The organism is Flexivirga endophytica (genome assembly GCF_014640635.1).
Taxonomy (GTDB): domain Bacteria; phylum Actinomycetota; class Actinomycetes; order Actinomycetales; family Dermatophilaceae; genus Flexivirga; species Flexivirga endophytica.
Window position 1 is genome coordinate 20,315 of the sequence record NZ_BMHI01000006.1, and the last position, 24,012, is coordinate 44,326.

At 68.5% G+C, this 24,012-nt stretch carries 26 protein-coding genes; 17 read left to right on the top strand and 9 right to left on the bottom strand.

All coding sequences use genetic code 11. The annotated features are described in order from the left end of the window. The first annotated feature begins 68 nt into the window (after window positions 1-68). The 3 genes from hemC to hemB all read left to right on the top strand — a co-directional run bounded on the left by hemC (window position 69) and on the right by hemB (window position 3,794). Window positions 69-1,079 carry a hydroxymethylbilane synthase gene (gene hemC / locus IEX71_RS18445; protein ID WP_268235975.1) on the top strand — a complete coding sequence of 337 codons (1,011 nt, stop codon included), beginning with the start codon at window positions 69-71 and terminating at the stop codon, window positions 1,077-1,079. Then, window positions 1,076-2,713, top strand: a complete 1,638-nt coding sequence (locus IEX71_RS18450; RefSeq protein WP_188838548.1) for a bifunctional uroporphyrinogen-III C-methyltransferase/uroporphyrinogen-III synthase — start codon at window positions 1,076-1,078, stop codon at window positions 2,711-2,713. Before hemC ends, IEX71_RS18450 begins: the two co-directional genes overlap by 4 nt. A gap of 61 nt (window positions 2,714-2,774) precedes the next feature. Beyond that, a complete protein-coding gene (gene hemB / locus IEX71_RS18455; protein ID WP_188838549.1) occupies window positions 2,775-3,794 on the top strand; it encodes a porphobilinogen synthase in 1,020 nt (339 codons plus the stop codon). A gap of 270 nt (window positions 3,795-4,064) precedes the next feature. On the opposite strand, the gene IEX71_RS18460 is transcribed toward hemB, so the two are convergent. Then, window positions 4,065-4,610 (bottom strand): YceI family protein, encoded by a 546-nt coding sequence (locus IEX71_RS18460; protein ID WP_188838550.1) that lies wholly within the window; start codon window positions 4,608-4,610, stop codon window positions 4,065-4,067. Window positions 4,611-4,733: 123 nt separating this feature from the next. Between IEX71_RS18460 and IEX71_RS18465 the strand changes: the two genes are divergently transcribed. The 8 genes from IEX71_RS18465 (at window position 4,734) to IEX71_RS18500 (ending at window position 11,896) form a co-directional block, all read left to right on the top strand. Continuing rightward, window positions 4,734-5,252 carry a MarR family winged helix-turn-helix transcriptional regulator gene (locus IEX71_RS18465; RefSeq protein WP_229749862.1) on the top strand — a complete coding sequence of 173 codons (519 nt, stop codon included), beginning with the start codon at window positions 4,734-4,736 and terminating at the stop codon, window positions 5,250-5,252. Window positions 5,253-5,286: 34 nt separating this feature from the next. After that, window positions 5,287-6,633, top strand: a complete 1,347-nt coding sequence (gene hemL, locus IEX71_RS18470; protein WP_188838551.1) for a glutamate-1-semialdehyde 2,1-aminomutase — start codon at window positions 5,287-5,289, stop codon at window positions 6,631-6,633. Window positions 6,634-6,713: 80 nt separating this feature from the next. After that, complete coding sequence (locus tag IEX71_RS18475) at window positions 6,714-7,370, top strand: histidine phosphatase family protein (RefSeq protein ID WP_188838552.1); 657 nt, start codon at window positions 6,714-6,716, stop codon at window positions 7,368-7,370. Then, window positions 7,367-7,960, top strand: a complete 594-nt coding sequence (locus tag IEX71_RS18480) for a TlpA family protein disulfide reductase (RefSeq protein ID WP_188838553.1) — start codon at window positions 7,367-7,369, stop codon at window positions 7,958-7,960. The genes IEX71_RS18475 and IEX71_RS18480 overlap by 4 nt, the downstream gene beginning before the upstream one ends. Window positions 7,961-8,111: 151 nt before the next feature. After that, window positions 8,112-8,855: a cytochrome c biogenesis CcdA family protein gene (locus IEX71_RS18485; RefSeq protein WP_188838554.1), complete on the top strand. Its 744-nt coding sequence runs from the start codon at window positions 8,112-8,114 to the stop codon at window positions 8,853-8,855. A gap of 70 nt (window positions 8,856-8,925) precedes the next feature. Further along, entirely contained in the window at window positions 8,926-10,623 is a 1,698-nt protein-coding gene (gene resB, locus IEX71_RS18490; protein WP_188838555.1) for a cytochrome c biogenesis protein ResB, read from the top strand. Further along, window positions 10,620-11,651 carry a c-type cytochrome biogenesis protein CcsB gene (ccsB, locus tag IEX71_RS18495; protein ID WP_188838556.1) on the top strand — a complete coding sequence of 344 codons (1,032 nt, stop codon included), beginning with the start codon at window positions 10,620-10,622 and terminating at the stop codon, window positions 11,649-11,651. The genes resB and ccsB overlap by 4 nt, the downstream gene beginning before the upstream one ends. Beyond that, a complete protein-coding gene (locus IEX71_RS18500; protein ID WP_188838557.1) occupies window positions 11,651-11,896 on the top strand; it encodes a DUF4229 domain-containing protein in 246 nt (81 codons plus the stop codon). Before ccsB ends, IEX71_RS18500 begins: the two co-directional genes overlap by 1 nt. Window positions 11,897-11,912: 16 nt before the next feature. Here the strand turns inward: IEX71_RS18500 and IEX71_RS18505 are convergent, their stop codons facing one another. Beyond that, a complete protein-coding gene (locus IEX71_RS18505) occupies window positions 11,913-12,818 on the bottom strand; it encodes a LysR family transcriptional regulator (protein ID WP_188838558.1) in 906 nt (301 codons plus the stop codon). A gap of 72 nt (window positions 12,819-12,890) precedes the next feature. Here IEX71_RS18505 and IEX71_RS18510 point away from each other — a divergent pair, with 72 nt between their 5' ends. Both IEX71_RS18510 and IEX71_RS18515 read left to right on the top strand, forming a co-directional pair. Next, window positions 12,891-13,835: an EamA family transporter gene (locus tag IEX71_RS18510; protein ID WP_188838559.1), complete on the top strand. Its 945-nt coding sequence runs from the start codon at window positions 12,891-12,893 to the stop codon at window positions 13,833-13,835. Between the two features lie 39 nt (window positions 13,836-13,874). After that, entirely contained in the window at window positions 13,875-15,068 is a 1,194-nt protein-coding gene (locus IEX71_RS18515) for a S1C family serine protease (protein ID WP_188838560.1), read from the top strand. Window positions 15,069-15,074: 6 nt separating this feature from the next. Here the strand turns inward: IEX71_RS18515 and IEX71_RS18520 are convergent, their stop codons facing one another. Both IEX71_RS18520 and menE read right to left on the bottom strand, forming a co-directional pair. Beyond that, complete coding sequence (locus IEX71_RS18520; RefSeq protein WP_188838561.1) at window positions 15,075-15,950, bottom strand: 1,4-dihydroxy-2-naphthoate polyprenyltransferase; 876 nt, start codon at window positions 15,948-15,950, stop codon at window positions 15,075-15,077. A 38-nt stretch (window positions 15,951-15,988) separates the two neighbouring features. Continuing rightward, window positions 15,989-17,143 carry an o-succinylbenzoate--CoA ligase gene (menE, locus tag IEX71_RS18525; protein WP_188838562.1) on the bottom strand — a complete coding sequence of 385 codons (1,155 nt, stop codon included), beginning with the start codon at window positions 17,141-17,143 and terminating at the stop codon, window positions 15,989-15,991. Window positions 17,144-17,244: 101 nt separating this feature from the next. Between menE and IEX71_RS18530 the strand changes: the two genes are divergently transcribed. Beyond that, entirely contained in the window at window positions 17,245-17,997 is a 753-nt protein-coding gene (locus IEX71_RS18530) for an SDR family oxidoreductase (RefSeq protein WP_188838563.1), read from the top strand. 73 nt (window positions 17,998-18,070) lie between these two features. Then, complete coding sequence (locus IEX71_RS18535; RefSeq protein WP_188838564.1) at window positions 18,071-18,850, top strand: inositol monophosphatase family protein; 780 nt, start codon at window positions 18,071-18,073, stop codon at window positions 18,848-18,850. A 16-nt stretch (window positions 18,851-18,866) separates the two neighbouring features. Here the strand turns inward: IEX71_RS18535 and IEX71_RS18540 are convergent, their stop codons facing one another. The 4 genes from IEX71_RS18540 to IEX71_RS18555 form a co-directional block, all read right to left on the bottom strand. Continuing rightward, window positions 18,867-19,304 carry a cytidine deaminase gene (locus IEX71_RS18540; protein WP_188838565.1) on the bottom strand — a complete coding sequence of 146 codons (438 nt, stop codon included), beginning with the start codon at window positions 19,302-19,304 and terminating at the stop codon, window positions 18,867-18,869. A gap of 41 nt (window positions 19,305-19,345) precedes the next feature. Beyond that, window positions 19,346-20,593, bottom strand: a complete 1,248-nt coding sequence (locus tag IEX71_RS18545) for an MFS transporter (RefSeq protein WP_188838566.1) — start codon at window positions 20,591-20,593, stop codon at window positions 19,346-19,348. Continuing rightward, window positions 20,590-21,087: a MarR family winged helix-turn-helix transcriptional regulator gene (locus tag IEX71_RS18550; RefSeq protein ID WP_188838567.1), complete on the bottom strand. Its 498-nt coding sequence runs from the start codon at window positions 21,085-21,087 to the stop codon at window positions 20,590-20,592. Before IEX71_RS18550 ends, IEX71_RS18545 begins: the two co-directional genes overlap by 4 nt. A gap of 102 nt (window positions 21,088-21,189) precedes the next feature. Continuing rightward, window positions 21,190-22,185, bottom strand: coding sequence for an o-succinylbenzoate synthase (locus IEX71_RS18555; protein ID WP_188838568.1), 996 nt, complete (start codon window positions 22,183-22,185; stop codon window positions 21,190-21,192). Between the two features lie 31 nt (window positions 22,186-22,216). Between IEX71_RS18555 and IEX71_RS18560 the strand changes: the two genes are divergently transcribed. After that, complete coding sequence (locus tag IEX71_RS18560) at window positions 22,217-23,155, top strand: 1,4-dihydroxy-2-naphthoyl-CoA synthase (protein ID WP_188838569.1); 939 nt, start codon at window positions 22,217-22,219, stop codon at window positions 23,153-23,155. A 5-nt stretch (window positions 23,156-23,160) separates the two neighbouring features. After that, a complete protein-coding gene (locus IEX71_RS18565; protein WP_188838570.1) occupies window positions 23,161-23,523 on the top strand; it encodes a DUF3024 domain-containing protein in 363 nt (120 codons plus the stop codon). Here IEX71_RS18565 and IEX71_RS18570 read toward each other — a convergent pair. Further along, a complete protein-coding gene (locus IEX71_RS18570; protein WP_188838571.1) occupies window positions 23,520-23,903 on the bottom strand; it encodes a MerR family transcriptional regulator in 384 nt (127 codons plus the stop codon). The genes IEX71_RS18565 and IEX71_RS18570 overlap by 4 nt on opposite strands. Window positions 23,904-24,012 lie beyond the last annotated feature (109 nt).

Consider the following 24,012-nt stretch of genomic DNA (forward strand, 5'->3'; position numbering starts at 1 on the left):
ACACCGTGAAGGAGAACCGGGGTCCCCGCGAAGTATCGGAGCGAGGGACGAGCGGAGAACTTCGTGGGGTGGTTCGTATCGGGAGTCGCCGCAGCAACCTCGCGATGACACAGACCGGTCTGATCGCCGACCGGCTCCGGGCGATGGGTCACGAGGTCGAGATCGTCGAGATCGTCACCGAGGGCGACACCAACCGGGCCCCGCTGACCCAACTCGGCGGGACGGGCATCTTCGCCACCGCGATCCGAAACGCGTTGCGCGACAACCGCATCGACCTTACCGTGCACTCGCTCAAGGACCTGCCGGTCGCGCCGGCTCCCGGTCTGACGATTGCCGCCATACCTGCTCGTGCGGACGCGCGGGACGCCTTGATCGCCCGTGACGGTCTGACCCTCGGAGAGCTGCCGGCCGGCGCCGTCGTAGGCACCGGGTCACCACGGCGGGTCGCGCAACTGGCGGCCCTCGGACTGGGCCTGGAGACCCGCGAGATCCGCGGCAACATCGACCGACGGATCGACTTCGTCCGGGGCGGCGAGCTCGATGCGATCGTCCTCGCCCGCGCCGGTATGTCGCGCGTCGGTCGCCTCGAGGAGATCACCGAGACGATCGACCCGTTGCAGATGCTGCCCGCGCCGGGACAGGGCGCGCTCGCCCTGGAACTCCGCAGTGACGACGAGGCGTTGATCGAGGTGGTGCGGCAGCTGGACGACGCCGACACCCGCGCCGCCGTCACCGCCGAGCGTGCCGTGCTCGCTCGCCTGGAGGCGGGCTGCTCCGCACCACTGGGTGCACTCGCGGAGGTCACTGAGGATGTCGACGGCAGTCTCGAGATCTCGTTGCGCGCTTTCGTCGGTCGCACCGACGGCACATTCGACCTGCGACGGTCCCAGACCGGACCGTTCGACCAACCGGAGCAACTCGGTCACGACGTCGCAGAGTTACTGCTCGCCGACGGAGCGCTGGATGCGTTCCCGTCCGACGAGCAAGCACCAGAGCCGACCCCCGGCGGACTCTTACCAAGGGACGCAGATCCCGTCACCGTCCACCACCCCCAAGCGCCGCGGAGCGTGAAGAAGTGAGTACAACCAAGACCCGCAAGACACTGCCCCAGATCGCCTTCATCGGCTCCGGCCCGGGCGACCCGTCACTGATCACGGTCCGGGCGGCAAGGCTGCTGCGTGAGGCCGACGTGATCATCATCGATCAGATCGCGCGTGAGGACTTCGTCGCTTCGTTCGCTCGCGAGGACGTCGAGATCGTCGACGCCGGCCACGGTGAGACCGGGCAGACCCTCACCACGGCGTCCCGCGCGAAGCTGGTGGTGCGCACCGCGAAGGCAGCGGCTCGCAACGATGGCACCGTCGGACTGGTGGTGCGGTTGATGGACGGCGACCCCGCGACCTTCAACGGGCTGGCCGAGGAGTCGATCGCCTGCCACAAGGCCGACATCGCCTTCGAGATCGTGCCGGGCGTCAGCGCGGTCAGCGCGGTTCCGTCATACGCCGGCATCCCGCTGGTGGGCAGCGGCGCCCGCACCGTGCACGTGCTGTCCGCCGCCGACGAGAAGACTGACTGGTCCAGCGCCGTGGCGAAGGACGCCACCGCGGTGGTGCTCGGCACCGCCGAGTCGGTGCCGGCCGGACTGGCCAAGCTGCAGGCCGCCGGTCGCGACGCCGACACACCGGTCTCGCTCAGCACCGAGGGCACCACGATCCGCCAGTCGACGCGTGTCACCACGCTCGGCGAGGTGGCGGGTGCGCTCAAGACCCAGCCGCTCACCGGACCTGTGGTCGCGGTCGTCGGCTCGGTCGTCGCACTGCGCGAGCAGTTGTCCTGGTGGGAGACCAAACCGCTCTTCGGCTGGAACGTCCTGGTGCCGCGCACCAAGGAGCAGTCCGGCACGATGACCGACCGGCTCGCGTCGCACGGCGCCGCCAGCGATGTCGTCCCGACGATCAGCGTGGAGCCGCCGCGGACCCCGCAGCAGATGGAGCGTGCGATCAAGGGCCTCGTGACCGGCCGCTACGAGTGGATCGGCTTCACCTCCGCCAACGCGGTGCGCGCCGTGCGCGAGAAGTTCGTCGAATTCGGTTTGGACGCAAGGGCGTTCGCCGGTCTGAAGATCGCCGCCGTCGGCGGCGTGACGGCCGAGTCGCTGCGCGAGTGGGGCCTGGAGCCCGACCTCGTGCCGGCCGGGGAGCAGTCCGCCAAGGGGCTGCTCGAGGAGTGGCCGCCGTATGACGACGTGCTCGACCCGATCAACCGCGTCTTCCTGCCCCGTGCCGACATCGCCACCGACACGCTCGTCGCGGGCCTGCAGGACATGGGCTGGGAGGTCGACGACGTGACGGCATACCGGACGGTGCGTGCTGCTCCGCCGGCGCCCGAGGTGCGTGAGGCGATCAAGGCCGGCAAGTTCGACGCGGTCTGCTTCACCTCGAGCTCCACGGTCCGCAACCTGGTCGGCATCGCGGGCAAGCCGCACGCCACCACAGTCATCGCCTGTATCGGCCCGGCGACCGCCAAGACCGCCGAGGAGCACGGCCTGCGGGTCGACGTGCTGGCGTCCGAACCGAGCGCCGAGGCGCTGGTCGACGCGCTCGCCGACTACGGCCGGGGCCTGGCCCTGACCGCGCAGGAGAACGGCGAGCAGGTCCGTCGCCCGAGCGAGCGGAAGGCTTCGTCGCGGCGCAAGGCCAAGGCTTCTCGATGAGGTTCACCCCACAAAGTTCTCCCCCGCTCCGCTCCTCCGATACTTCGCGGGGACCCCGAAAATGAGCCGGCACAGTGCAGCGAGCGGGAACCCGTGGGCCTTGCCCGCGGGTTCCGCCCGTCCGCGTCGGCTCCGCACGACGCCCGCGATGCGCCGGTTGGTCGCCGAGACGCGACTCCACCCGGCCGAGCTGATCCTGCCGATGTTCGTCAAGGAGGGTCTGGAGGCTCCCGTCGCCCTGAAATCCATGCCGGGGGTCGAGCAGCACACGCTCGACTCGCTGGTGAAGGCCGCGCGTGAAGCGGTCGACGCAGGCGTCGGTGGGCTGATGATCTTCGGCGTCCCGGAGAAGCATGACGAGATCGGCTCGGGCGCAACGGATCCCGACGGCATCCTGAACGTCGCGCTGCGGCGTCTGCGGGAAGAGTTGGGCGACGACACGGTGCTGATGTCGGACCTGTGCCTGGACGAATTCACCTCGCACGGGCACTGCGGTGTGCTTGATGAGCAGGGCCGGGTCGACAACGACGCGACCCTGCAGCGGTATGCCGAGATGGCTGTCGCGCAGGCCGAAGCAGGCGTCCACGTGGTCGGTCCGTCCGGGATGATGGACGGCCAGGTCGCCGTCATACGCCGTGCGCTGGACGACGCCGGTTACACCGACGTCGGGATCCTGGCGTATGCCGTGAAGTACGCCTCCGCGGCATACGGGCCCTTCCGCGAAGCGGTGGAGTCGACGCTGCAGGGCGACCGGCGCACCTACCAGCAGGACAGCGCCAACCGCACGGAGGCGCTGCGTGAGGTGCAACTGGACCTCGCCGAGGGCGCCGACATGGTGATGGTCAAGCCCGCGCTGCCCTACCTGGACATCGTCCGTGACGTCCGCGAGGTCAGCGACGTGCCGGTCGCGGCATACCAGATCAGCGGCGAGATGGCGATGATCGAGGCGGCTGCGGCCAACGGCTGGATCGATCGCGACGCCATGGTCATGGAGGCGCTGACCTCCATCAAGCGGGCCGGCGCGCAGATCATCCTGACCTATTACGCGACCGAGATCGCCCGCCGGCTGCAGGCCGGCTGAGCACTCTTACCGAGCGGACACTAAATGCACTGAGCGGATAGGGAAAGCGGCCGGAATCCGGCCGCTTTCCCTATCCGCTCGCTGTTTGCCTGTCCGCTCGGCGAGGGGGCTGCGAGCGAAGACGCGAGCGGGACCAGGCACTCGGGGGTATGCCGGTCCCGCTCGCGGGTTCATGAGGTGTGACTTCGTTCAGACTGCCACACCGGGGGAGGATTTATCAGAACAGGTACCGGAGGCTTGATTTCAAGCCTCGCTGAGGCGATCGGCTGATCAGGCCTTCACGAACTGCAGGTCGAGGATGATCTTGACCTTGTCGCCGACGACCACGCCGCCACCCTGGAGCGGCATCTCGATGTCGACGCCGAACTCCTTGCGGTTGATCTCGACGGTCGCCTCGAAGCCAGCGCGGGTGCCGCCCCAAGCGTCGGGGCCCACGCCACCGAACTCGACGTCGAACGTGACGGGCTTGGTGACGTTCTTGATCGTCAGGTCGCCGGTCAGCTCGGTCGCGGACACGCTGGTCGACTTGAAGGTCATCGTCGGGAAGGTCTCGACCTCGAAGAAGTCGTTGGTGCGCAGGTGGTTGTCGCGGTCGGCGACGCCGGTGTTGATCGAAGCCATCTTGACCTCGGCCTCGACGCTGGAGGCCTCGAGCTGGTCGGCGACCACGAGCGTGGCGGTGAACTCGTCGAACTTGCCCTTGACCTTGCTGACCATCAGGTGGCGGACCTGGAAGCCGAACTCACTGTGTGCGGGGTCGAGGTTCCAGACGCCGGTGGTCAGGCCCTCAAGTGCGGTGGCGGTGGTGGTCGTCATGTGGTGCTCCTTCGTAGCGAAGTGGAAGTTCGTGTGCCGTTGTCGGCAGCCATCATGCCCAACAATGGTTGATATTTCAATTATTCCCCGATCGCGAAGAAATTTGCGACCTATGCTGTAAGGGTGTCCGAGATCCAGTCCGCTCCGCCCGCTGCCGCCATCGCCGAGGCCGATGTGCCCTGGCTGTCCGATGACGAGCAACGCGCCTGGCGGGCCTATCTGAGGGGGAGCCGGGCGCTCGAGGTCATCCTCGACGCCGAGTTGCAAGCGGTCGGTGTGTCACTCGCCGAGTACGAACTCCTGTCGATGCTGTCCGAGGCCCCGTGCCTGACGATGCGGATGAGCAAGCTCGCCGACCAGACCGTGCAGTCCCGCAGCCGAGTCACGCACACCGCGACCAGGTTGCAGCGACGTGGGTGGGTGGAGCGCCATCCCGCGCCGGACGACGGGCGCGGTATACAACTGCACCTCACCGACGACGGCCTGGCGGCGGTGCGCTTCGCCGCACGGGTGCACGCGACCGGTGTGCAGGAGCACCTGATCCGGCAGATGGATCCGGCGTTGTTCCGGTCGCTCGGCGACGCGATGGACAAGGTGCGGACCCACTTGCTGGGTGAGCAGCCGGCCAACTACAACCCGTAGGAGTTCGCGCGAGGTCGCCTGAGACAATGCTGGTATGACGAGCTCGCCCTCCACGCACGATGGGACACCCGACCGGATCACCCGCGACGAAGCCTCGGCAGCGCTGCTGCAGCGAGCGCGCGACGTCACCCCCGGGGGAGTCAATTCCCCGGTCCGGGCATTCCGCGGCGTCGGCGGCACACCGCGCTTCATCGCCAGTGCGAAAGGTCCGTGGCTGACCGACGTCGACGGCAACCGCTACGTCGACCTGATCTGCTCCTGGGGACCGATGATCCTCGGTCATGCGCACCCCGACGTCCTGGCGGCCGTCCAGGAGGCCGCGACCCGTGGTTTCAGTTTCGGCACTCCGAGCGAGAACGAAGTTGCACTCGCCGAGGAGATCGTCTCCCGGGTCGAGCCGATCGAGCAGGTGCGCCTGGTCAACAGCGGCACCGAGGCGACGATGTCCGCGTTGCGCCTCGCGCGCGGCGCCACCGGGCGCAGCTCCGTGGTGAAGTTCGCCGGTTGCTACCACGGTCACGTCGACCCGTTGCTGGCCTCGGCCGGCTCCGGGCTGGCGACCTTCGCGCTGCCGGACTCCGCCGGTGTGCCGGCTTCGGCGGCGCACGAGACGATCGTGTTGCCCTACAACGACATCGCAGCGGTCGAGGCCGCGTTCGCCGAGCACGGTGACGAGATCGCCTGCGTGATCACCGAGGCGTCGCCCGGCAACATGGGCGTCGTCCCGCCCGCTCCCGGCTTCACCGCCGCATTGCGCCGCATCACCCGCGAGCACGGTGCGCTGCTGATCTCCGACGAGGTGATGACCGGATTCCGCTGCTCCGCGGCCGGTTGGTACGGCCTCGAGGGAGAGCCTGAGGGCGGCGCACCGGACCTGTTCACCTTCGGCAAGGTCATGGGCGGCGGCTTCCCCGCCGCCGCGTTCGGTGGCAGCGCCGAGCTGATGGGCAATCTGGCACCCGACGGACCCGTCTACCAGGCGGGCACCCTGTCGGGGAACCCGGTCGCGACGGCGGCCGGCCTGGCCACCCTGCGCGGTTGCACCCCCGAGGTCTACGACCGGATCGGCACCGTCGCGCACGCGATAGCCGACGGCGCGTCCGCGGCGTTGTCCCAGCACGGTGTGCCGCACACGATCCAGTGGGCGGGCTCGATGTTCTCGGTCTTCTTCACGGGCGGCGCGGTCCGCAACTACGACGACGCCAAGACCCAGGACACCGCCGCGTTCGGCCGGTTCTTCCACGCGATGCTCGATCAGGGCGTCCACCTGCCGCCGAGTTCCTTCGAGGCGTGGTTCGTCAGCGCGTCGCACGACGACGCCGCGGTCGAGCATGTCCTGCAGGCCCTGCCCGCCGCTGCTGCCGCGGCCGCCGCGAGCTGAACGACAGCTGAGAGAGCGACACAGATTCCGATGCGACACTCCGAGCGTGATATTCGTATGGCGTCCCACGGGCGGCACCGATGACTGAGACCGTGGTCCACCTGGTGCGGCACGGTGAGGTCGACAATCCCGGTGGCGTGCTCTACGGCCGGATGCCCGGCTTCCACCTGTCCGAGCTCGGCCGGCAGATGGCCAAGCGCACCGCGGCATACCTCGCCGAGCGCGACATCACCCACTTGGTCTCCTCGCCGCTGGAGCGAGCACAGGAGACCATCGAGCCGCTCGCCGAGACACTGAAGCTGCCGGTCGAGCTCGATGACCAGGTGATCGAGGCGGCCAACGACTTCGAGGGCCTGACCGTCGGCAAGAACCCCAAACAGCTTCTCAATCCACGTTTCTGGGGCAAGCTGACCAACCCGCTCAAGCCGAGCTGGGGCGAGCCCTACGCCGAGATCGCCGAGCGCATGGAAGCCGCGACCCGCGACGCGCGAGCCGCCGCGGAGGGGCACGAGGCGGTCATCGTCAGCCATCAGTTGCCGGTGTGGATCGCGCGGACGCACTTCGAGGGCAACCGCCTGTGGCACGACCCGCGACGTCGGCAGTGCACGCTCGCGTCGGTGACCAGCATCGTCTTCGACGACGACCGCTTCAGTCGGGTCGTGTATGCCGAGCCCGCGGGTGACCTGCTGCCCGGCGCGACGGAGGCTGCCGGCTCCGCGACAGGACGATCCAAATGACCCTTCGCCGTGCCGTTCCCGCGGTGACACTGGCCTGCGTGGCCGCGCTCGGACTCGCGGCCTGCGGCAGCGACGGCGGGAAGTCGATCAGCGACCAGGCCAACCAGGGCTCCGACAAGAACTACCTGTCCGGCGACGGCACGCTCGCACAACTCTCGCCGGGGGAGCGCGGCAAGCCGGTGACCCTGTCCGGCAAGCTGCTGGACGGCACGCCGTGGTCGACCAAGGACCACCCGGGCAAGGTCATCATCGTAAACGTGTGGGGTTCGTGGTGCCCGCCGTGCAAGGCGGAGACTCCGGACCTGCAGAAGGCGTGGGAGAAGCTGCAGAAGAAGGGCGTGCTGATGGTCGGCGTCGACCGGCAGGAAGGCCCGCAGACCGCGGCGGCATACCTGAAATCGGCCGGCGTCACCTACCCGTCGTTGCGTGACGACGGCGGTGCCGCGCTCGTCGCGCTGCAGGGCAAGGCCTCGGCCACGCCGTCCACACTGGTCCTCGACAGCGAGCACCGCATCGCGGCGCGCGTGTCCGGTCCGACGACGACCTCCACCCTCACCGGTCTGGTCAACGACGTCCTGAGCAAGGGTTAATGTCACCCCACGAAGTTTCTCCTCCGCTCCGTCACCCCACGGAGTTCTCCCCCGCTGCGCTCCTCCGATACTCCGCGGGGGCCCCGACGTGCTCCCCCGAATACTTCGTGGGGGCCCCGACTTCTGCCGTCCAACCGTTCGGGGGACTCCGGTGATCTCGGACGCCGCGCAGACCGTTGCCACGGGCAGCCTGCCACTCGCCGTACTCCTGGCGCTGGTGGCGGGCGTGGTGTCGTTCGCCTCACCGTGCGTATTGCCCTTGGTGCCAGGCTTTCTCGGCTATGTCACCGGGCTGACCGACGAGCAGCGCAAGACCCGTCTGGTGACCGGCGCGCTGCTGTTCGTGCTCGGCTTCTCGGTCGTGTTGGTGAGCGTCGCGGCGGCATACAGCTGGGTGGTCAACCTGCGCTACCTGCACCAGGACGCGATGATCCGCATCAGCGGCGTGATCGTCATACTCCTGGCGCTCGTTTACCTCGGCTTCATCGGGCAGCGCGGCATACCCGTGCGCTGGAAGCCGTCCGCCGGCCTGCTCGGCGCACCGTTGCTCGGCGCCGTCTTCGGGCTCAGCGCCAGCCCCTGCGTCGGCCCGGTGTATGGCGCGATCCTCAACCTGGCCAACCCGATCGGTCACTCCGGCGCGACGCGCGGCGTGACATTGGCAGCGTTCTACTGCCTCGGGCTGGGCATTCCGTTCCTACTCATCGCGGCCGGCTGGTCCCGCGCTGAGACCTGGTCGCGCTGGCTGCGCGACCACCACCGGCCAATCCAACTGGTCGGTGGCATCCTCATGCTGGTAGTCGGTCTGATCATGGTGTCGGGGCAGTGGTTGCACCTGATCTCCTGGATCCAGGTCCGGCTGACCGGCTCCGACACGTTCGTTCCGGTGATCTGATGCGTAGATTCGTCCCTCATCTCCCCATCAGTTCGCTGATGTTCTTGCCCGTCCTTCGGCCGGTGATCTGATGACACAAACCAAATCCACCGACTCCGGCACGAAGTCCGGGTCCGGCGGTCGCAAGCCACGGGTGCTGGCGCCCAAGCTGGGTGTCCTGGGCACGCTGCGCTGGCTGTGGCGGCAGCTCACCTCGATGCGCACTGCGCTCTTCCTGCTGCTGATCCTGGCCGTTGCGGCGGTGCCCGGGTCGATCTTCCCGCAGCGCAGCATCGATGCCGGGAGGGTGACGACATACCTGGACGAGCACCAGACGATCGGGCCCTGGCTCGACAAGCTGAGCATGTTCGACGTCTACGGCGCACCGTGGTTCGCGGCGATCTACATTCTGCTGCTGATCTCGCTGGTCGGTTGTGTGCTGCCGCGTTGCGTGGTCCACGCCAAGGCTCTTCGGTCGCCGCTGCCGCGCGTGCCCAAGCGGCTCTCCCGGCTGCCTGCGAGCTCCGAACGCACCGTCGACGCGAGCACCGGCGACCTGGTCGAGGCTGCGCGAGAAACGTTGCGCCGCAAGGGATATCGGGTGCGGGTCGATGACGCCGTCGACGGCGAGCAGGCTGTCACCGCCGAGGGCGGGCGGCTGCGGGAGACCGGCAACCTGCTCTTCCACCTGTGCCTGCTCATCCTGGTGCTCGCCGTCGCGGCCGACCACCTGATGGGCTGGCGGGGCGACGTGATCGTGCCCGAGGGCAACGACACCTTCGTGAGCGCGGTCGGCAGCTACAACACCCTCGATCTCGGCCCCTGGGTCAACACCGACGACATCAAGCCGTGGACCCTGAAGGTCAACAAGCTCGATGTGACTTTCGAGAAGAACGTGCCCAAGGACTCACCGCAGTTCGGCCAGCCACGTGACTTCATCGCCTCGGTGACCACCGGCTCGGCACCGGGCAGCAAGACCACCACCCGCCGGCTGGCGGTCAACGACGCGGTCAAGCTGGACGGCACGTCGGTCTACCTGCTCGGCAACGGCTACGCGCCGGTGATCACCGTCAAGGACCCGAAGGGCAAGGTGCTCTACCACCAGGCGACGCCGTTCCTGCCCCAGGACAACGCGTACCGGTCGGTGGGCGCGGTCAAGGTGCCGGCGGCCTCGCCGAAGGAGCTGGGCTTCTTCGGGTTCTTCCTGCCGACCGCGACGTTCGACGACAAGATGGGCCCGATCTCGACGTATGCCGGGCTCGACAATCCCGCGCTCGTCCTCGGGGCCTACCGCGGAGACCTCTTCCCGGACGGCACACCGCAGTCGGTCTACACGCTCAACACGAAGAAGATGACGCAGGTCAAGGACGGCAAGAGTCCCTGGCGCGCGGTCGTGAAGCCGGGACAGACGGTGAAACTGCCCGACGGCACGACGATCTCGATGGACAAGAAGATCCCGCGCTGGGCAGGCCTGTCGGCTCGCTACGACCCGGGCAAGGGCACTGCGCTCGGCTCGGCGCTGCTCGGCCTGGCCGGACTGATCATGTCGATGACACTGCGCCGCCGGCGCATCTTCTTCAAGGTGCGTGCCGCGGGCCGCGGCGAAGAGGACGACAAGGACTTCGACACGAACGAGACCGGTCCGGCAGGCGGGCGTAGTCTGATCACCGCGGGCGCGCTCGCCAAGGGCGAGGATCCGCGGCTGCAGGTCGCACTCGACGCCCTCCTCGACGGCATCGAGACAAGACTTGGCAATACCCCCACATCTCAGGCAGGTTCGGCACGATGATCACGCTCACGCCCTCCATCTCCTTCGACTGGGGCGGTCACGCCACCGACGTCGGGCTGTCCAACCTGTCCAACAACTTCCTCTACGCCTCGGCGGTCGTGCTCGTGCTGGCGATGATGTCCTTCGCCGCCGACCTGGCCACCTATCCCGGCCGAATGGCACGGGCCGAGCAACGCGAGGCCGAAGCCGCCGAGAAGTCGGCGGCCGTGAGCGCCGGGTCGAGCAGCGGTGGCACCGCCGTGCTCGAGCGGACCGCGGAAGGCACTGGCGCCATACCGGAGAAGAGACAGTGGGCGGGCATCGGTATGTCGCTGTCATGGCTCGGCTTCCTGTTGGTCGCTGCCTGTGTCGTGCTCCGGTCGGCCTCGGTCGGCCGTCCGCCATTGGGCAACATGTACGAATTCGCGATCGTCGGCGCATTCTTCGTGATGGGGGCATTCCTCGGCTGGAGCCTGCGGCGCGACGTGCGCTCGCTCGGGATCTTCGTGGTCGGCCCGACCGTGCTGACCGAGATGCTGGCCGGCCTCGTCTTCTACACCGACGCCAGCCAGTTGCTGCCGTCGCTGAAGAACTACTGGCTGAGCATCCACGTGACGGTCGCGATCCTGTCCGTCGCCTTCTTCACCATCGCCTTCTCCACGACGATCCTCTACTTCGTCCAGAAGTGGCGCGAGGACATCAAGGACACGAAGTACAAGTTCATGGATGCCGTGCCGGGCTCCGAGGTGATGGACCGCACGACATACGGCCTGCTGATCATCGCCTTCCCGTTGTGGACGTTCACCGTCATCGCCGGCGCGATCTGGGCACAGAAGGCCTGGGGCAACTACTGGGGCTGGGACCCCAAGGAGGTCTGGTCGCTGGTGATCTGGGTGGTGTATGCCGCCTACCTGCACGCCCGGGCCACCGCCGGCTGGGGCGGTAAGAAGGCTGCTTACATCGCGCTCGCCGGCTTCGGCTGTGTGTTGTTCAACTTCTGCGTCGTCAACATCTTCATCGTCGGTATGCACTCCTATTCGGGTATGTGATGATCCGCTACAGCATTCTGCGACTGCTCATCTTCGTGGTCGCCCTGCTCGTCCTGTATGCCGTCGGCTTCCGCAGTTGGGCGCTGTTGCTGCTGTCCGCGCTGGTGTCGCTGGTGGTGTCCTTCGTCGCGTTGCGCCAGCAGCGCGAGCAGTTCGCCGAGCAGGTGCAGCGCAAGGTGTCCGAGCGACAGGAGCGCGCCGCGGCATACCGCAGCGCCGAGGACGACGACACCGACGACGAGTGACCCGACTCGTCGGCGATCAGTCGCTGGCCCCGTGTGTGAAGTCGCGCCCGATTGCCACCAGTTCCTGTATGACGTGGTGCACTGCTGCTCGCTCGGCGCGGTCGCGCCGAGCCATCACCAGCACCCGCCGGGCAGTGTCGACGTCACGTAACCGCAGCAGTCGGACGGCGGGGTTCGGGCGGGTGGTGAAGCGCGGCAGCAGCGCGATGCCCTCTCCCGCCGCGACCAGCGCCTCGACCACCCGGTTGTCCCGCACCTCCTGCACGACGTCGGCACGCCGTCCCGTGGTGCGTTCGATGCGGTCCAGCAGGCTGCGGAACGGATAGCCAGGGGGAGTCGTCACCCACGGCTCACCGATCACTTCGCCGGGCCGGACGCTGCGCCGTTTCGACCAGCGGTGGTCGACGGCAACGATGATGTCGAGTGGCTCGCGGACCGCTTCCTGGATCACCAATCCCCGCCGACGCGGAACCGTCGCACGCATGGTGTGCCCGATGACGACGTCGTAGTCGTCGGCCAGCCCCACGAAGTCCTCCTCGGCGACGTCGACGTCGTCCAGTCGCACCTCGATCGGGTGCTCGCGCAGCGCCGCCAGCAGCCATGGCGCGAGGTATTCGATGGCGCTCGGCAGCGCAGCGACCCGGACCTCGCCGGAGATCTCCCCGCGGAACTCGTCGAGTCTGGCCTGGGCACGGGCCAGCGCCGTCTCGACGTCGAGCGCGGCGTCGGCCAGCAACCTGCCCTCGTCGGTGAGCCGGAGCCCACGTCCGTCCGCCTCGACCAGCGTCACGCCGAGATCCCGCTCGGCAGTGCGCAATTGTTGTGACACCGCCGACGGCGTGCGCCACGTGGTGGCCGCCACCGCAGCGACGCTGCCGCGGTCCCGCAACTCTCGCAGCAGGGTGAGGTGTCTCAGCTCCATGAAGGAAGCCTAATGAGACGGCATAGAAAATATCACTAGACCTTCTGAATGCTTGGGACCCAGCATTGACCTATGCCGATCCGCCACCGCCTGCTCGCCGGGCTCGTCGCCGTCCTGTGGGGACTGAACTTCCTCGCGATCCACGCATCACTGCAGCAGTTCCCGCCATACTTCCTGGTGGCGTTGCGCTGGACGCTCATCGCGGTGCCGACCGTGCTGCTCGTGCCGCGGCCGCAGGTGCCCACGCGCTACCTGATCGGGTATGGCGTGGGCTTCGGCGTCCTGCAGTTCGCGTTCCTCTACAGCGCGATGGATGCCGGTATGCCGACCGGGCTCGCCTCGCTGGTGCTGCAGAGCTCGGCGCCGTTCACCGTGCTGCTCGGAGTGCTCGTGGGGGAGCGGCTCACGCGGACCCGCGCACTCGGCGTCATCGTCGCAGTCATCGGGCTGGTCATCGTCGGGTCGCAGCGGGTCGGCGGCGCAGCCTGGTGGCCGTTCGTGCTGACCCTGTGTGCGGGCTTCGGTTGGGCGATCGGCAACCTCTCCAGCAAGCTGGCCCACCCGCCCAAGCCGTTGCACCTCACGTTGTGGATGACAGTGGTGCCGCCGCTGCCGATGCTCGGGCTGGCCCTGCTCCTGGAGGGGCCACAACGGATCGCCGACTCGGTGACCTCATCCGGCAGCGCTTGGGGTGCATGGTCCGGGCTGCTCTACACCTGCGTGCTCGGCAGCGTGGCGGGCAGCGGCATCTGGACCTGGCTGATGACGCGGCACCCGGCGAGCACCGTGGCGCCATACTCGATGCTGGTGCCGGTCGTCGGCCTCAGCGCCGCGTGGATCGCGCTCGGCGAACGCCCCAGCCCGGTCGAGCTGGTGGGTTGCGTGGTGGTCGTCGCCGGTGTGCTGCTCACCTCACGGACGCCGGCGCCGCCCATCGTCCGCGCCGTGGCGATCGACCCGGGCGAGGACGCGGCTCACAGGGAAGGCACAACCGCTTCCGCGGTCCTCCATCAGTAACGGCGAGAACCTGGGTTCAGTCGAACTTCAGGAGCCGTCATGAACCGCCGCATCGCAGCAGCCACCGCAGCACTCGCCGTCGTCGCACTGGCGCCCGCCGGGGCCGTCGTGGCGAACCAGACGATGGCCGATCACGTCACCGTCTCCGGCTCCGCGCCGTCGGTGACGACCCCGGCCGGCCCGAGCAGTCCGGCGACCGGCTCCGGGGGCTCATCGAGCAACGGGTCGTCGGGCAATGGTTCGGGCAATGGCAACAACGGCAACTCGAACGACGGCAACGGCCTCAACCCGTGGTCCCAGGCAGCGACCAGCCGAATCTCCGGCACACCGGTCTCGTCCTGGCCCGGGGTGGTGATGGTCGACACCGTCATGCAGGGCGGTGAGGGTGCCGGCTCCGGCATCGTGCTCACCTCGAACGGCATCGTGCTGACGAACTACCACGTCGTGGACGGCTCGACCGCGATCCGGGTGAAGGCCGCGAACGGCACGACATACACGGCCAAGGTGCTGGGCTTCGACCAGGCGCACGACATCGCGGTCATCAAGCTGGAGGGTGCGAGCGGGCTGAAGACCGCGTCGCTCGACACCGGCAAGGCCGTGCTGGGCGAGAAGGTCACCGCGGTCGGCCAGGGCGGCGGCCAAGGGACGCTCTACAAGACCGGCGGCACCGTGACCGACACCAATGAGCAGATCACGGCGTCGGACGGCGGCACCGGCGCGTCCGCGGAGAAGCTGACCGGGCTCGTCGAGACCAACGCCCAGATCGTGCCGGGGTACTCCGGTGGCCCGTTGCTCAACTCGGACGGTCAGGTCATCGGCATCGACACCGCGGCGTCGTCGACGACACCGATCTCGGGCTATGCCATACCGACCTCGGCGGCGCTGAAGATCGCGAACCAGATCGAGAGCGGCAGCAAGTCCACGGCGGTGCACATCGGCCGTCGCGCCGCGCTCGGCGTCGAGATCAGCTCGCAGCCGGGCGGCACGTATGGCGGTGGCGCGACCGGGGCGTCGGTCGTCGGCACCACCTCCGGCAGTGCGGCCGCAGCGGCCGGGATCACCGCTGGGTCGACGATCACCGCGATCAACGGCAAGCAGGTGGCGAGCCCGACCACCCTGACCGGGGTGCTGGACACGAAATACCCGGGCGACAAGGTGTCGATCACCTGGGTCGACGCACAGGGTCAGTCGCACACGGCCACGGTCACCCTCGGGTCGAGCCCGGAGAACTGAGTCCGGCTATCGGCTCAGGAACAGCCCGAGGCCGAAGAGGACGCCATACGCCAGGATCGTGATGCCGGTGGTGGCGAGTGGCGGGATGAGGTCGCGGCCGGTGGCACCGTGGTTGACGGTGCGCACCGAACGTGCCGACGGCACGAGGCCGATCAGGGCGATGATCGCCCATGGATGCTGGATGGCGGCGACGACCGCCGCGACCAACGCGACCGCGAACATCGCGGTGAAGAGCTTGCGGGTGGCGGCGTCGCCGATCCGGACCGCCAGGGTGCGCTTGCCGGATACGGTGTCGCCAGGTATGTCGCGCAGGTTGTTGACCACCAGGATCGCGCAGGCGATCGCGCCGATGCCGACCGCGGCAGCGACAGCGCTGAGGTCGATCGAGCCGGCCTGCGTGTAGGTGGTGCCGAGCGTCGCGACCAGGCCGAAGAAGACGAAGACGAAGATCTCGCCGAGTCCCATGTAACCGTAGGGGTGTTCGCCGCCGGTGTATTTCCACGCGGCGACGATCGCGAGCGCACCGGCGATCAGCAGCCACCAGGTGCCGGACAGCGCGACGAGCGCCAGGCCGCACAGTGCAGCGGCGCCGAAGCAGGCGAACGCCGCGGTCTTGACGCTGGACGGCTGCGCGAGTCCCTGGCCGACCAGGCGCACCGGCCCGACTCGGCTGTCGTCCGTGCCGCGGATCCCGTCGGAGTAGTCGTTGGCGAAGTTGACGCCGATCTGCAGCAGCAGGGACACCAACAGGGCGAGCAGTGCGTAGCCGGGATTGCCGTTGTCCAATGCGTATGCCGCTCCGGTGCCGGCCGCGACCGGTGCGACGGCGACGGGCAGGGTCCGAGGCCGGGAACCGGCGATCCATTCGTTGAGCGTGGCCATGGGCGTCTTCGGGACACTTTCGAGGAGGCGGGCGGCCGTCAGTCGGCCTGCTGGTGAACGTTCAGAGTCTGCCATCCCGGCGCGGTCGCGAGACTCGCGCGGTCCGGCTTGCCGGGCCCGCGAAGCGGCATCTCATCCACCAGCAGCAACCGCTTGGGCAATGCGTATGACGGCACACGGCCGCGCAGGTGTTCACGTATGTCCTCCAACGACAAAGCATTCCGGGCGCGTATGGCGAGACCGACCGCCTGACCCCAGTCCTCGTCGGGCAGACCCAGCGCGACCGCCTCGAGCACGTCGGTGTGCGATGTCGCGGCGGTCTCGACGATCCGCGGCGCGACCTTGACCCCGCCGGTGTTGATCAGGTCGTCGATGCGGCCGACGACCTGGAGTCGACCGTTGCGCCATACACCGATGTCGTCGGTGCGGAACGTGCGTATCCCGTCTGCCCGCCGCCCGAAGGTGGCGGCGGTGAGGTCCGGCCTTCCGAGGTAACCGGAAGCGATCGTGTTGCCGCACAACGTGATCCGGCCGTCGTCCGCAATGTCGACAGTGGTCCCGGTGAGCGGCTCTCCGCTGTAGACGCACCCGCCGGCGGTCTCGCTCGAGCCATAGGTGGTCAGCACCGTCGCGCCGAGCCGCTCGGCGTCCTCGAGCATTCCGGGGTCGGCTGCCGCGCCGCCGAGCAGGATCCCGTCGAACGAGCCCAGGGCGGCTCGAGCCTCGTCACCGGCGTCCAACAAGCGGTGCAGCTGGGTCGGGACGAGAGCGGTGTAGCGCCGCTCGTGAGTGAGTTTCCTTGCGGCAGCGATGAATTCGCGGACTCCGAAGTGTTGCGGCGTCACCGGCGTCGTGCCGGCCCGGAGACTGCGGATGAGCACCTGGGTGCCGGCGATGTGTTGTGCCGGCATCGGCAGCAGCCATTGACCGGGCCCCCCGAGGCGTTCGTGGGTGGCGTCGGCGCTCGCGACGAGCGCATCACGGGTCAGCATCGCGCGTTTGGGACTGCCGGTCGAGCCGGACGTGCTGACCACCAGTGCGAGCCCGTCGGGCAGCCCGGCGAAAGGTGCAAGATCCGGTGCCGCGCGGTCGGCATACGGGGCGATGGCGGGTCCACTGCCGTCCAGAGCGGCGGCGAGGGCGGCGCGGTAGGCGGTCAGGTCGCCGACGGCGAACGGCTGCAGGTCTGGCACCCACCAAGGGTAGGCCGACACTCCATCGCTCTATCGTGAACGTCGAGCGAACCGGCGTTGGCCGGGCTCGCGCCAACGACTGTCGACCGAGGAGAAGTGTGATGACCCGTCCGATCGCGGTGGTGACCGGGGCGAGCAGTGGCATCGGCCGCGCGACCGCCCGCAAGCTGGCGTCCGAGGGCTTCGAGGTGGTGTGCGCGGCACGCCGGACCGAGCGGATCGAGGAGCTGGCGGCGGAGATCGACGGGCGTGCGGTCACCTGCGACGTCACGAAGGCCGCGGACGTGGGCGCGCTCGCCGAGGCGGCGGGGGAGCAGATCGCCGTCCTGGTCGCCAACGCCGGCGGTGCGCTGGGGACCGACCCCGTGGCGGATGCGAACTTCGACGACTGGCGCGCGATGTTCGAGACCAACGTCATCGGTGCGGCCTCGACGATCCAGGCGTGCCTGCCCGCGCTGCGTGCGGCGCACGGCGTCATCGTCACGGTGGGCTCGACGGCCGGCCTCGTCAGCTACGAGGGTGCAGCCGGTTACTGCGGCGCGAAGGCCGCTGAGCACGCGATGATGATGTCGCTGCGACTGGAGCTGTGGGACCAGCCGGTGCGCGTGTGCGAGATCCTCCCCGGTCTGGTGGAGTCGGACGAGTTCTCCCTGGTCCGTTTCCGGGGCGATGCCGAGAAGGCCGCGAAAGTGTATACCGGAGTGCGCAATCCGCTGTCCCAGGAGGACGTCGCGGACTGCATCGCCTTCGCCGCAACGTGCCCGGAGCACGTCAACATCGACCAGCTCGTGGTGCGCCCTCGCGCCCAAGCGGCCGCGCACAAGCTCTACCGCGAGGACGCACAAGAACGCTGATCGCGCGTCGTCCCCGAGGTCGGTGTGGACCCGCCCAACCTGCGTCGGCACCCGACCCGGCATAGTGGGACACGTGCAGACTGACGAGGTCCTGAACCTGCTGCAAGAGGTCTCCGAAGCGGTGATCGAGCCCCGCTTCCGGGCCCTCGCCGACTCCGAGGTCATGGAGAAGAATCCCGGAGACCTGGTCACGGTGGCCGATCGTGAGGCCGAGGTGGAGATCACCAGGCGGCTGACGGCGGCATACCCGGACGCCTTGCTGGTGGGCGAGGAGGCCGTCTCCGCGGACAGTGCCGCACTGCACGCGGCCGGGGACGCCGACCACTGGTTCACGATCGACCCGGTCGATGGCACCCGCAATTTCGTGCACGGCTCGCAGGACTACGCCGTGATGGTTGCCGAGTTGCGCGGCCGCGAGGTCGTGCGCAGCTGGATCTGGCAGCCCGAGCACAAGCTCGCGTATGTCGCTGAGCGTGGCGCCGGCGCCTGGTGCGGTGATCGCCGCCTGGAGATCCCGACCCGCGACGAGCAGAACCCGCGCGGGCGCACGTCCCGTCGTGCACGGGTCGGCACTGCGCTCGGAGACTTCTCACCGTTGGAGCTGACCTGGGCGAGCTGCGGCATCGACTACCCGAAACTCGCCGAAAATGCCTGCGACTACGTGCTTTACGGTTCCGTCATGCCCTGGGACCACGCGCCGGGTTCGCTGCTGGTCGCCGAGGCCGGCGGTGTCACGACGTATGACGACGGCGCGACCTACGACCCGACGACGACCCGCTCGCCGCTGCTCGCGTCCGGCAGCCAGGCCATCTCTGCCGACGTGCTGTCGGCCTGGGACGGCGCGCCCGTCTGAGTGGCTCCGGTCGAGCTCAGTCCAACCATCCGGGATCGACCTCGTCCGGGAAGGCCGTCATCCAGTAGTCCGGCAGCACGTCCTTCAGCGGCTTCCAGACGATCTCGGTCGGATCCGGCCGTCCGGCCACCGCAACCAACACGTGCGGTCCGTGGACGGCGAGACGCTCACGGCATACACCGCACGGGCTGAGCACGATGGTGCGGCCGCCGGGCTGCCGGTGCAGGCAGATCGACGCGACGACCGGCCGGCCCAGGCGGAACGCTCCGGCGTAGGGCTCGATCTCGTGGCAGGCCTCGACCGACGGGTTGACGGCATCCGGCGCGGTGCCGGTGAGGATGGTGCCGTCCGCGAGCAGCATCGCAGCCGCCCCGCGATCCTCGTCGTCGGGGAATCGGGAGTTGATCAGGTCCTTGCAGGCCGCGGCTGTCGCGTCCAGTCGGTGTGGGTCCATGCGGGCAGCGTAGGCAGCGGCACGTGCCGTTCGCCGCTGAATTATCCGGTGGCGCCCGCCGATGTCTCGACGGGGGCCGCGGTGGGCAGCGTGTAATCGCGCATCTCCCGCCCGCTTGCGACGATCCCGGCCACGGCGAGGATCGAGGTCAGCCCGCCGAGTGCCATCGCAGGGCCGGCACCGATGACGTTGCCGACGGCACCGGCTCGGAAGTTGCCAAGGTTGGGTCCACCTGTGCCGACCACCTGCTCGAGAGCGCTCAGGCGGCCCCGGAAGCGATCGGGGGTGGCGGACTGCACCAGGGTGGTGCGGCTGGTCACCGCCCACGTGTCCGCGGCCCCGCAGACCGCGAGCATCCCCAGCGTGAGCGGCAGCAGATGCGACGTGCCGGCGATCACCAGTGCGGCGCCCCAGACGATCGAGCACGTCACCATCACCAGGCCCGGTCGGGGGCGATGAGTGATCACTCCACTCAGCGCCGACGCGGAGACGCCGCCGACCGCCACCGCGGTGGTGAACCACGCGAGCGTCTGTGCGGTGCCGTCGAAGTTGTCGGCGTTGAGCGCGGGGAAGAGCGCGAACGGCATGGCGAGGAACGTCGCGCCCAGATCGCACAACAACGCACCGCGCACCACGGGCTCCCTTGCGGCAAAACGGAATCCGGCAACAGCTGCCCGCAACCCACGGTCGGCGGAGGCGTCCTCGGGTGGGCGGTGCAGGCCGCGCAGTCCGGCGAGCGCGACCAGAAAGGTCGCGGCGTCGATCAGGAAACAGACCGGCAGGCTGAACCACGTCGCGACCAGTGCCGCCAGTCCCGGACCGATCAGCATCGAGACCTGGAAGGCCAATGACGTCAACGCGTATGCCGCCGCCAGCTCGCTTCGGCCGACCACTGACGGGGTGAGCGCTCGCCGGGCAGGCCCGGACAGAGCCCCGAGCGCAGCCGCTACGGCGGTCAGTGTGATGAGTATGGCGACCTGCTCCGCCAGCACCGCCCACGCCATCAGCAGACTGGTGACGAACTGGCCGACGGTCGCCCGGCGGGCGAGTGCGGCTCGGTCGACGCCGTCGATGAACATCGAGCCGACGAGCGCGATGACGACCAGCGGCACACCGGATGCGAGCCCGAGCAGGCCGACCATCAGTGATGATCCGGTGAGATGCCAGACGGCATACATGGCGGCGAAGCTGTTGAACTGCCCGCCGACGGCGGAGACCGCGCCGCCCAGCCAGAGGTTGCGGAACGCGGGGCAGGTGCGCAGCGGGGTGATGTCCGCGAGGACCTTCATTGCTCGGCACCGGTTTTCAGGCGTTGTTCGAGCGCCTCCTCGAGCCGCTCGTGGAACGGCTTCTTCTCCAGCGCCGCCTTGAGGTCCTCGACGGCGCGCATGAGTGGCTGCGCGATCTCGTCGTCCAGTGCTCGCAGGACCGACTCGGTCGCGCGCCACTCGGCACGCACCAATGGTGCGATCTCCTCACCGGCGGGGGTCAGCGAGACGACCCGGGTGCGGGCGTCGTCGCCGGGATCGAGGCGCACCAGGCCGTCGCGGGTGAGCCCGCTGATGGTCTGGCTCATCGCGGAGTGCGAGACCTCCCGGTCGATCGCCAGGTCCTTCACCGTCATCGGGCCGAAGCGGGACAGCGAGATCAACGGACCGACGGAGCGGCTGCGGACCGATTTCCCGCGCGACGTGTAGAGCCGTTCGATGTCCTGGTCCAGGGAGTGCATGAGTTGGAAGAGCGGGCGGTAGTAGCTGCTGTCGAGCAGATCGTTCTCGGGCATTCAGTAAATGTAACAGTGCTTATATAATTGGACAATCGCAATCCCCGACGGTCCGGTTGACCGCTGACGGTCGCATTGGACCGTCAGCCGTCAATCCGACCGTCAGTGTCGGGTGAGGTGTGCGAAGCAGGCGGCGACTCGATCACGCCACCATGCCTGCCGGTCCTCCGGAGCGCGGCGTTCCTCCAGGAGCGCCGCGACCGGTTCCGGGCGGCGCACCGCAATCGAACCTCGCTGCGGCACAAGCGAATCCGCGACCACGTCGCCGGCCATCAGCTCCAGCGTGCCCAGTCCGCAGGCGTGCGGCAGCTCGGGTAGGGCAGCCGCCAGCGCGACACCCGACGCGATGCCGACCGAGGAGTCGATGGCGCTGGACACCACGGTCGGCAGTCCGGCGTCGGTCGCGATCTGGAGGGCGGCTGCGACTCCACCCAGCGGTGCGACCTTCACGACGGCGACGTCGGCCGCGCCCAGCCGCGCCACCCGCAGCGGGTCCTCGGCCTTGCGGATCGACTCGTCCGCGGCGATCAGCACGTCGATGCCATTGCGTGCCAGCAGTTTTCGCAGGTCGACGAGCTCCTCGACCGTCGCACACGGTTGCTCTACATACTCCAGCCCGTATGGCGCCAGCGCCGCGATCGCGGATGCCGCGTCGTCCACCGACCAGCCGCCGTTGGCGTCGATCCGCACGAAGGCGTCGGCACCCATGGCATCGCGCACGGCCGCGACGCGGGACACGTCGTCGGTCAACGCCTGGCCACGCTCGGCGACCTTCACCTTGGCGGTGCGGCAGCCGTCATACCGCGCGAGGACGGCGGAGACCTCGGACGCTTCGACGGCGGGCACGGTCGAGTTGACCGGCACGGACGAGCGCAGCGGCGCGGGCCACGACCCCCACGCCGCGTCGATCGCGGCGTCCAGCCAGCGGGCGGCCTCGGGCGCGTCATACTCCAGGAACGGTGAGAACTCACCCCAGCCGGACGGCCCTGCGAACAAAGCGATCTCGCGGTGCATCACGCCTCGGAAGCGGACCTGCATCGGGATGCTGACGACGTGCATGGTCGACAGCAGGGTGTCCAGGGACGGTGTGGCGCTCACGGAAGACGACGGTAGTCATACCCTTGGCCGGGTGAGTGAGCAGCGTCAGATCAGTGAAATCTTCGACGAAAGTGCGTGGGAGCCGGTCGAAGGCTTCGACTTCACGGACATCACCTACCACCGGTGTGTCCGGCCCGGCCCGGAGCAGGGCACTGTGCGCATCGCGTTCGACCGCCCCGAGGTGCGCAACGCGTTCCGGCCGCACACGGTCGACGAGCTCTACCGCGCACTCGATCACGCCCGTATGACGCCCGACGTCGGCGTCGTGCTGCTCACCGGCAACGGCCCGAGCGCGAAGGACGGCGGCTGGGCGTTCTGCTCCGGCGGCGACCAGCGCATCCGCGGCCGCTCGGGTTATCAGTATGCCGAGGGCGAGACCGCCGACACCGTGGACGCCGCACGGGTCAAGGCACAGGGTGGCCGGCTGCACATCCTGGAGGTGCAGCGTCTCATCCGCACCATGCCGAAAGTCGTTGTCGCAGTAGTGAATGGCTGGGCCGCGGGTGGCGGGCACTCGCTCCACGTCGTGTGCGACCTGACGATCGCCTCCCGCGAGCACGCTCGCTTCAAGCAGACCGATGCCGACGTCGGATCGTTCGACGCCGGTTATGGCTCGGCATACCTTGCGAAGATGGTCGGGCAGAAGAATGCCCGCGAGATCTTCTTCCTCGGTCGCACGTATGACGCCGAGGCGATGCAGCGGATGGGCGCCGTCAACATCGTCGCCGACCACGCCGAGCTCGAGAACGAGGCGCTGCAGGCGGCCGCCGAGATCAACGGCAAGAGTCCGACGGCGCAGCGGATGCTGAAATTCGCGTTCAACCTGACCGACGACGGGCTGATGGGTCAGCAGGTCTTCGCCGGTGAGGCGACCCGGCTTGCGTACATGACCGACGAGGCCGTCGAGGGCCGCGACTCGTTCCTGGAGAAGCGCGACCCCGACTGGTCGCCGTTCCCCTGGTACTTCTGAGCCGTATGGCGTGGCGGCGCAAGATCCCGGAGACCGACTTCGCGCGGTTGCAGCGCTGGTGTGAGTCGAAGGTGCCACCGCGTGACCGGCGCGAGGTGCGGATCGAGTGCCACATCCGTGGAACCTTCGTGACGCTGTCCGAGGCGCGACCGAACTGGAGCGGCGACGGTGGCTGGACGCACCGGAAGGTCTGGCAATTGCGCTACTACGAGGAAGAGCAGCAGTGGGGGCTCTACTGGTATGCGCCGCGCACCGGCCGGTGGGGGCGTTATGCGCGTGGATTTCAGTTCCACTGCGGGTCGATGGTCGAGATGCTCGCTGAGATCGACCTCTATCCGGACCGCCTCTTGTGCCCTGACCGCTTCTAGCTCGCGGTGGCGCTGTCTGTCGCATTCTCGGCGCGCCACCGCCGATTCATCGAGATCACCTCGTCGAGGGCGCGCAGCGTGGTGCGCAACTCGTCGATGTGCGCATTGAGCTTCGCGCGCTCGGTCAGCATCCGCTCGAACGCGTCGTCACTGCTTTCGATGCTCGGCGCGTAGGTACAGGGCAACAACTCGGTGATCACGCGGCTCGTCAGCCCCGCGCCATACAGCCGGCGCAGCAGCGCGACACGGTCGACCGCCTCCTCCGGGTAGTGCCGCTGCCCTGACGTGCTGCGCTCGGACGTGAGCAGTCCTTGCTCCTCGTAATAGCGCAGCGATCGCACGCTGGCGCCGGTTCGTTCGGCCAGCTCGCCGATCCGCATTTCGATACCCCCATGGCCTGGTTGTTGCCTTGGTCACATCAGGGCGTCATGACTTGCCTCTGACGTCAATGTGAGGTTTTAGCGTAGCCGACGTACCGGACGAATCGCA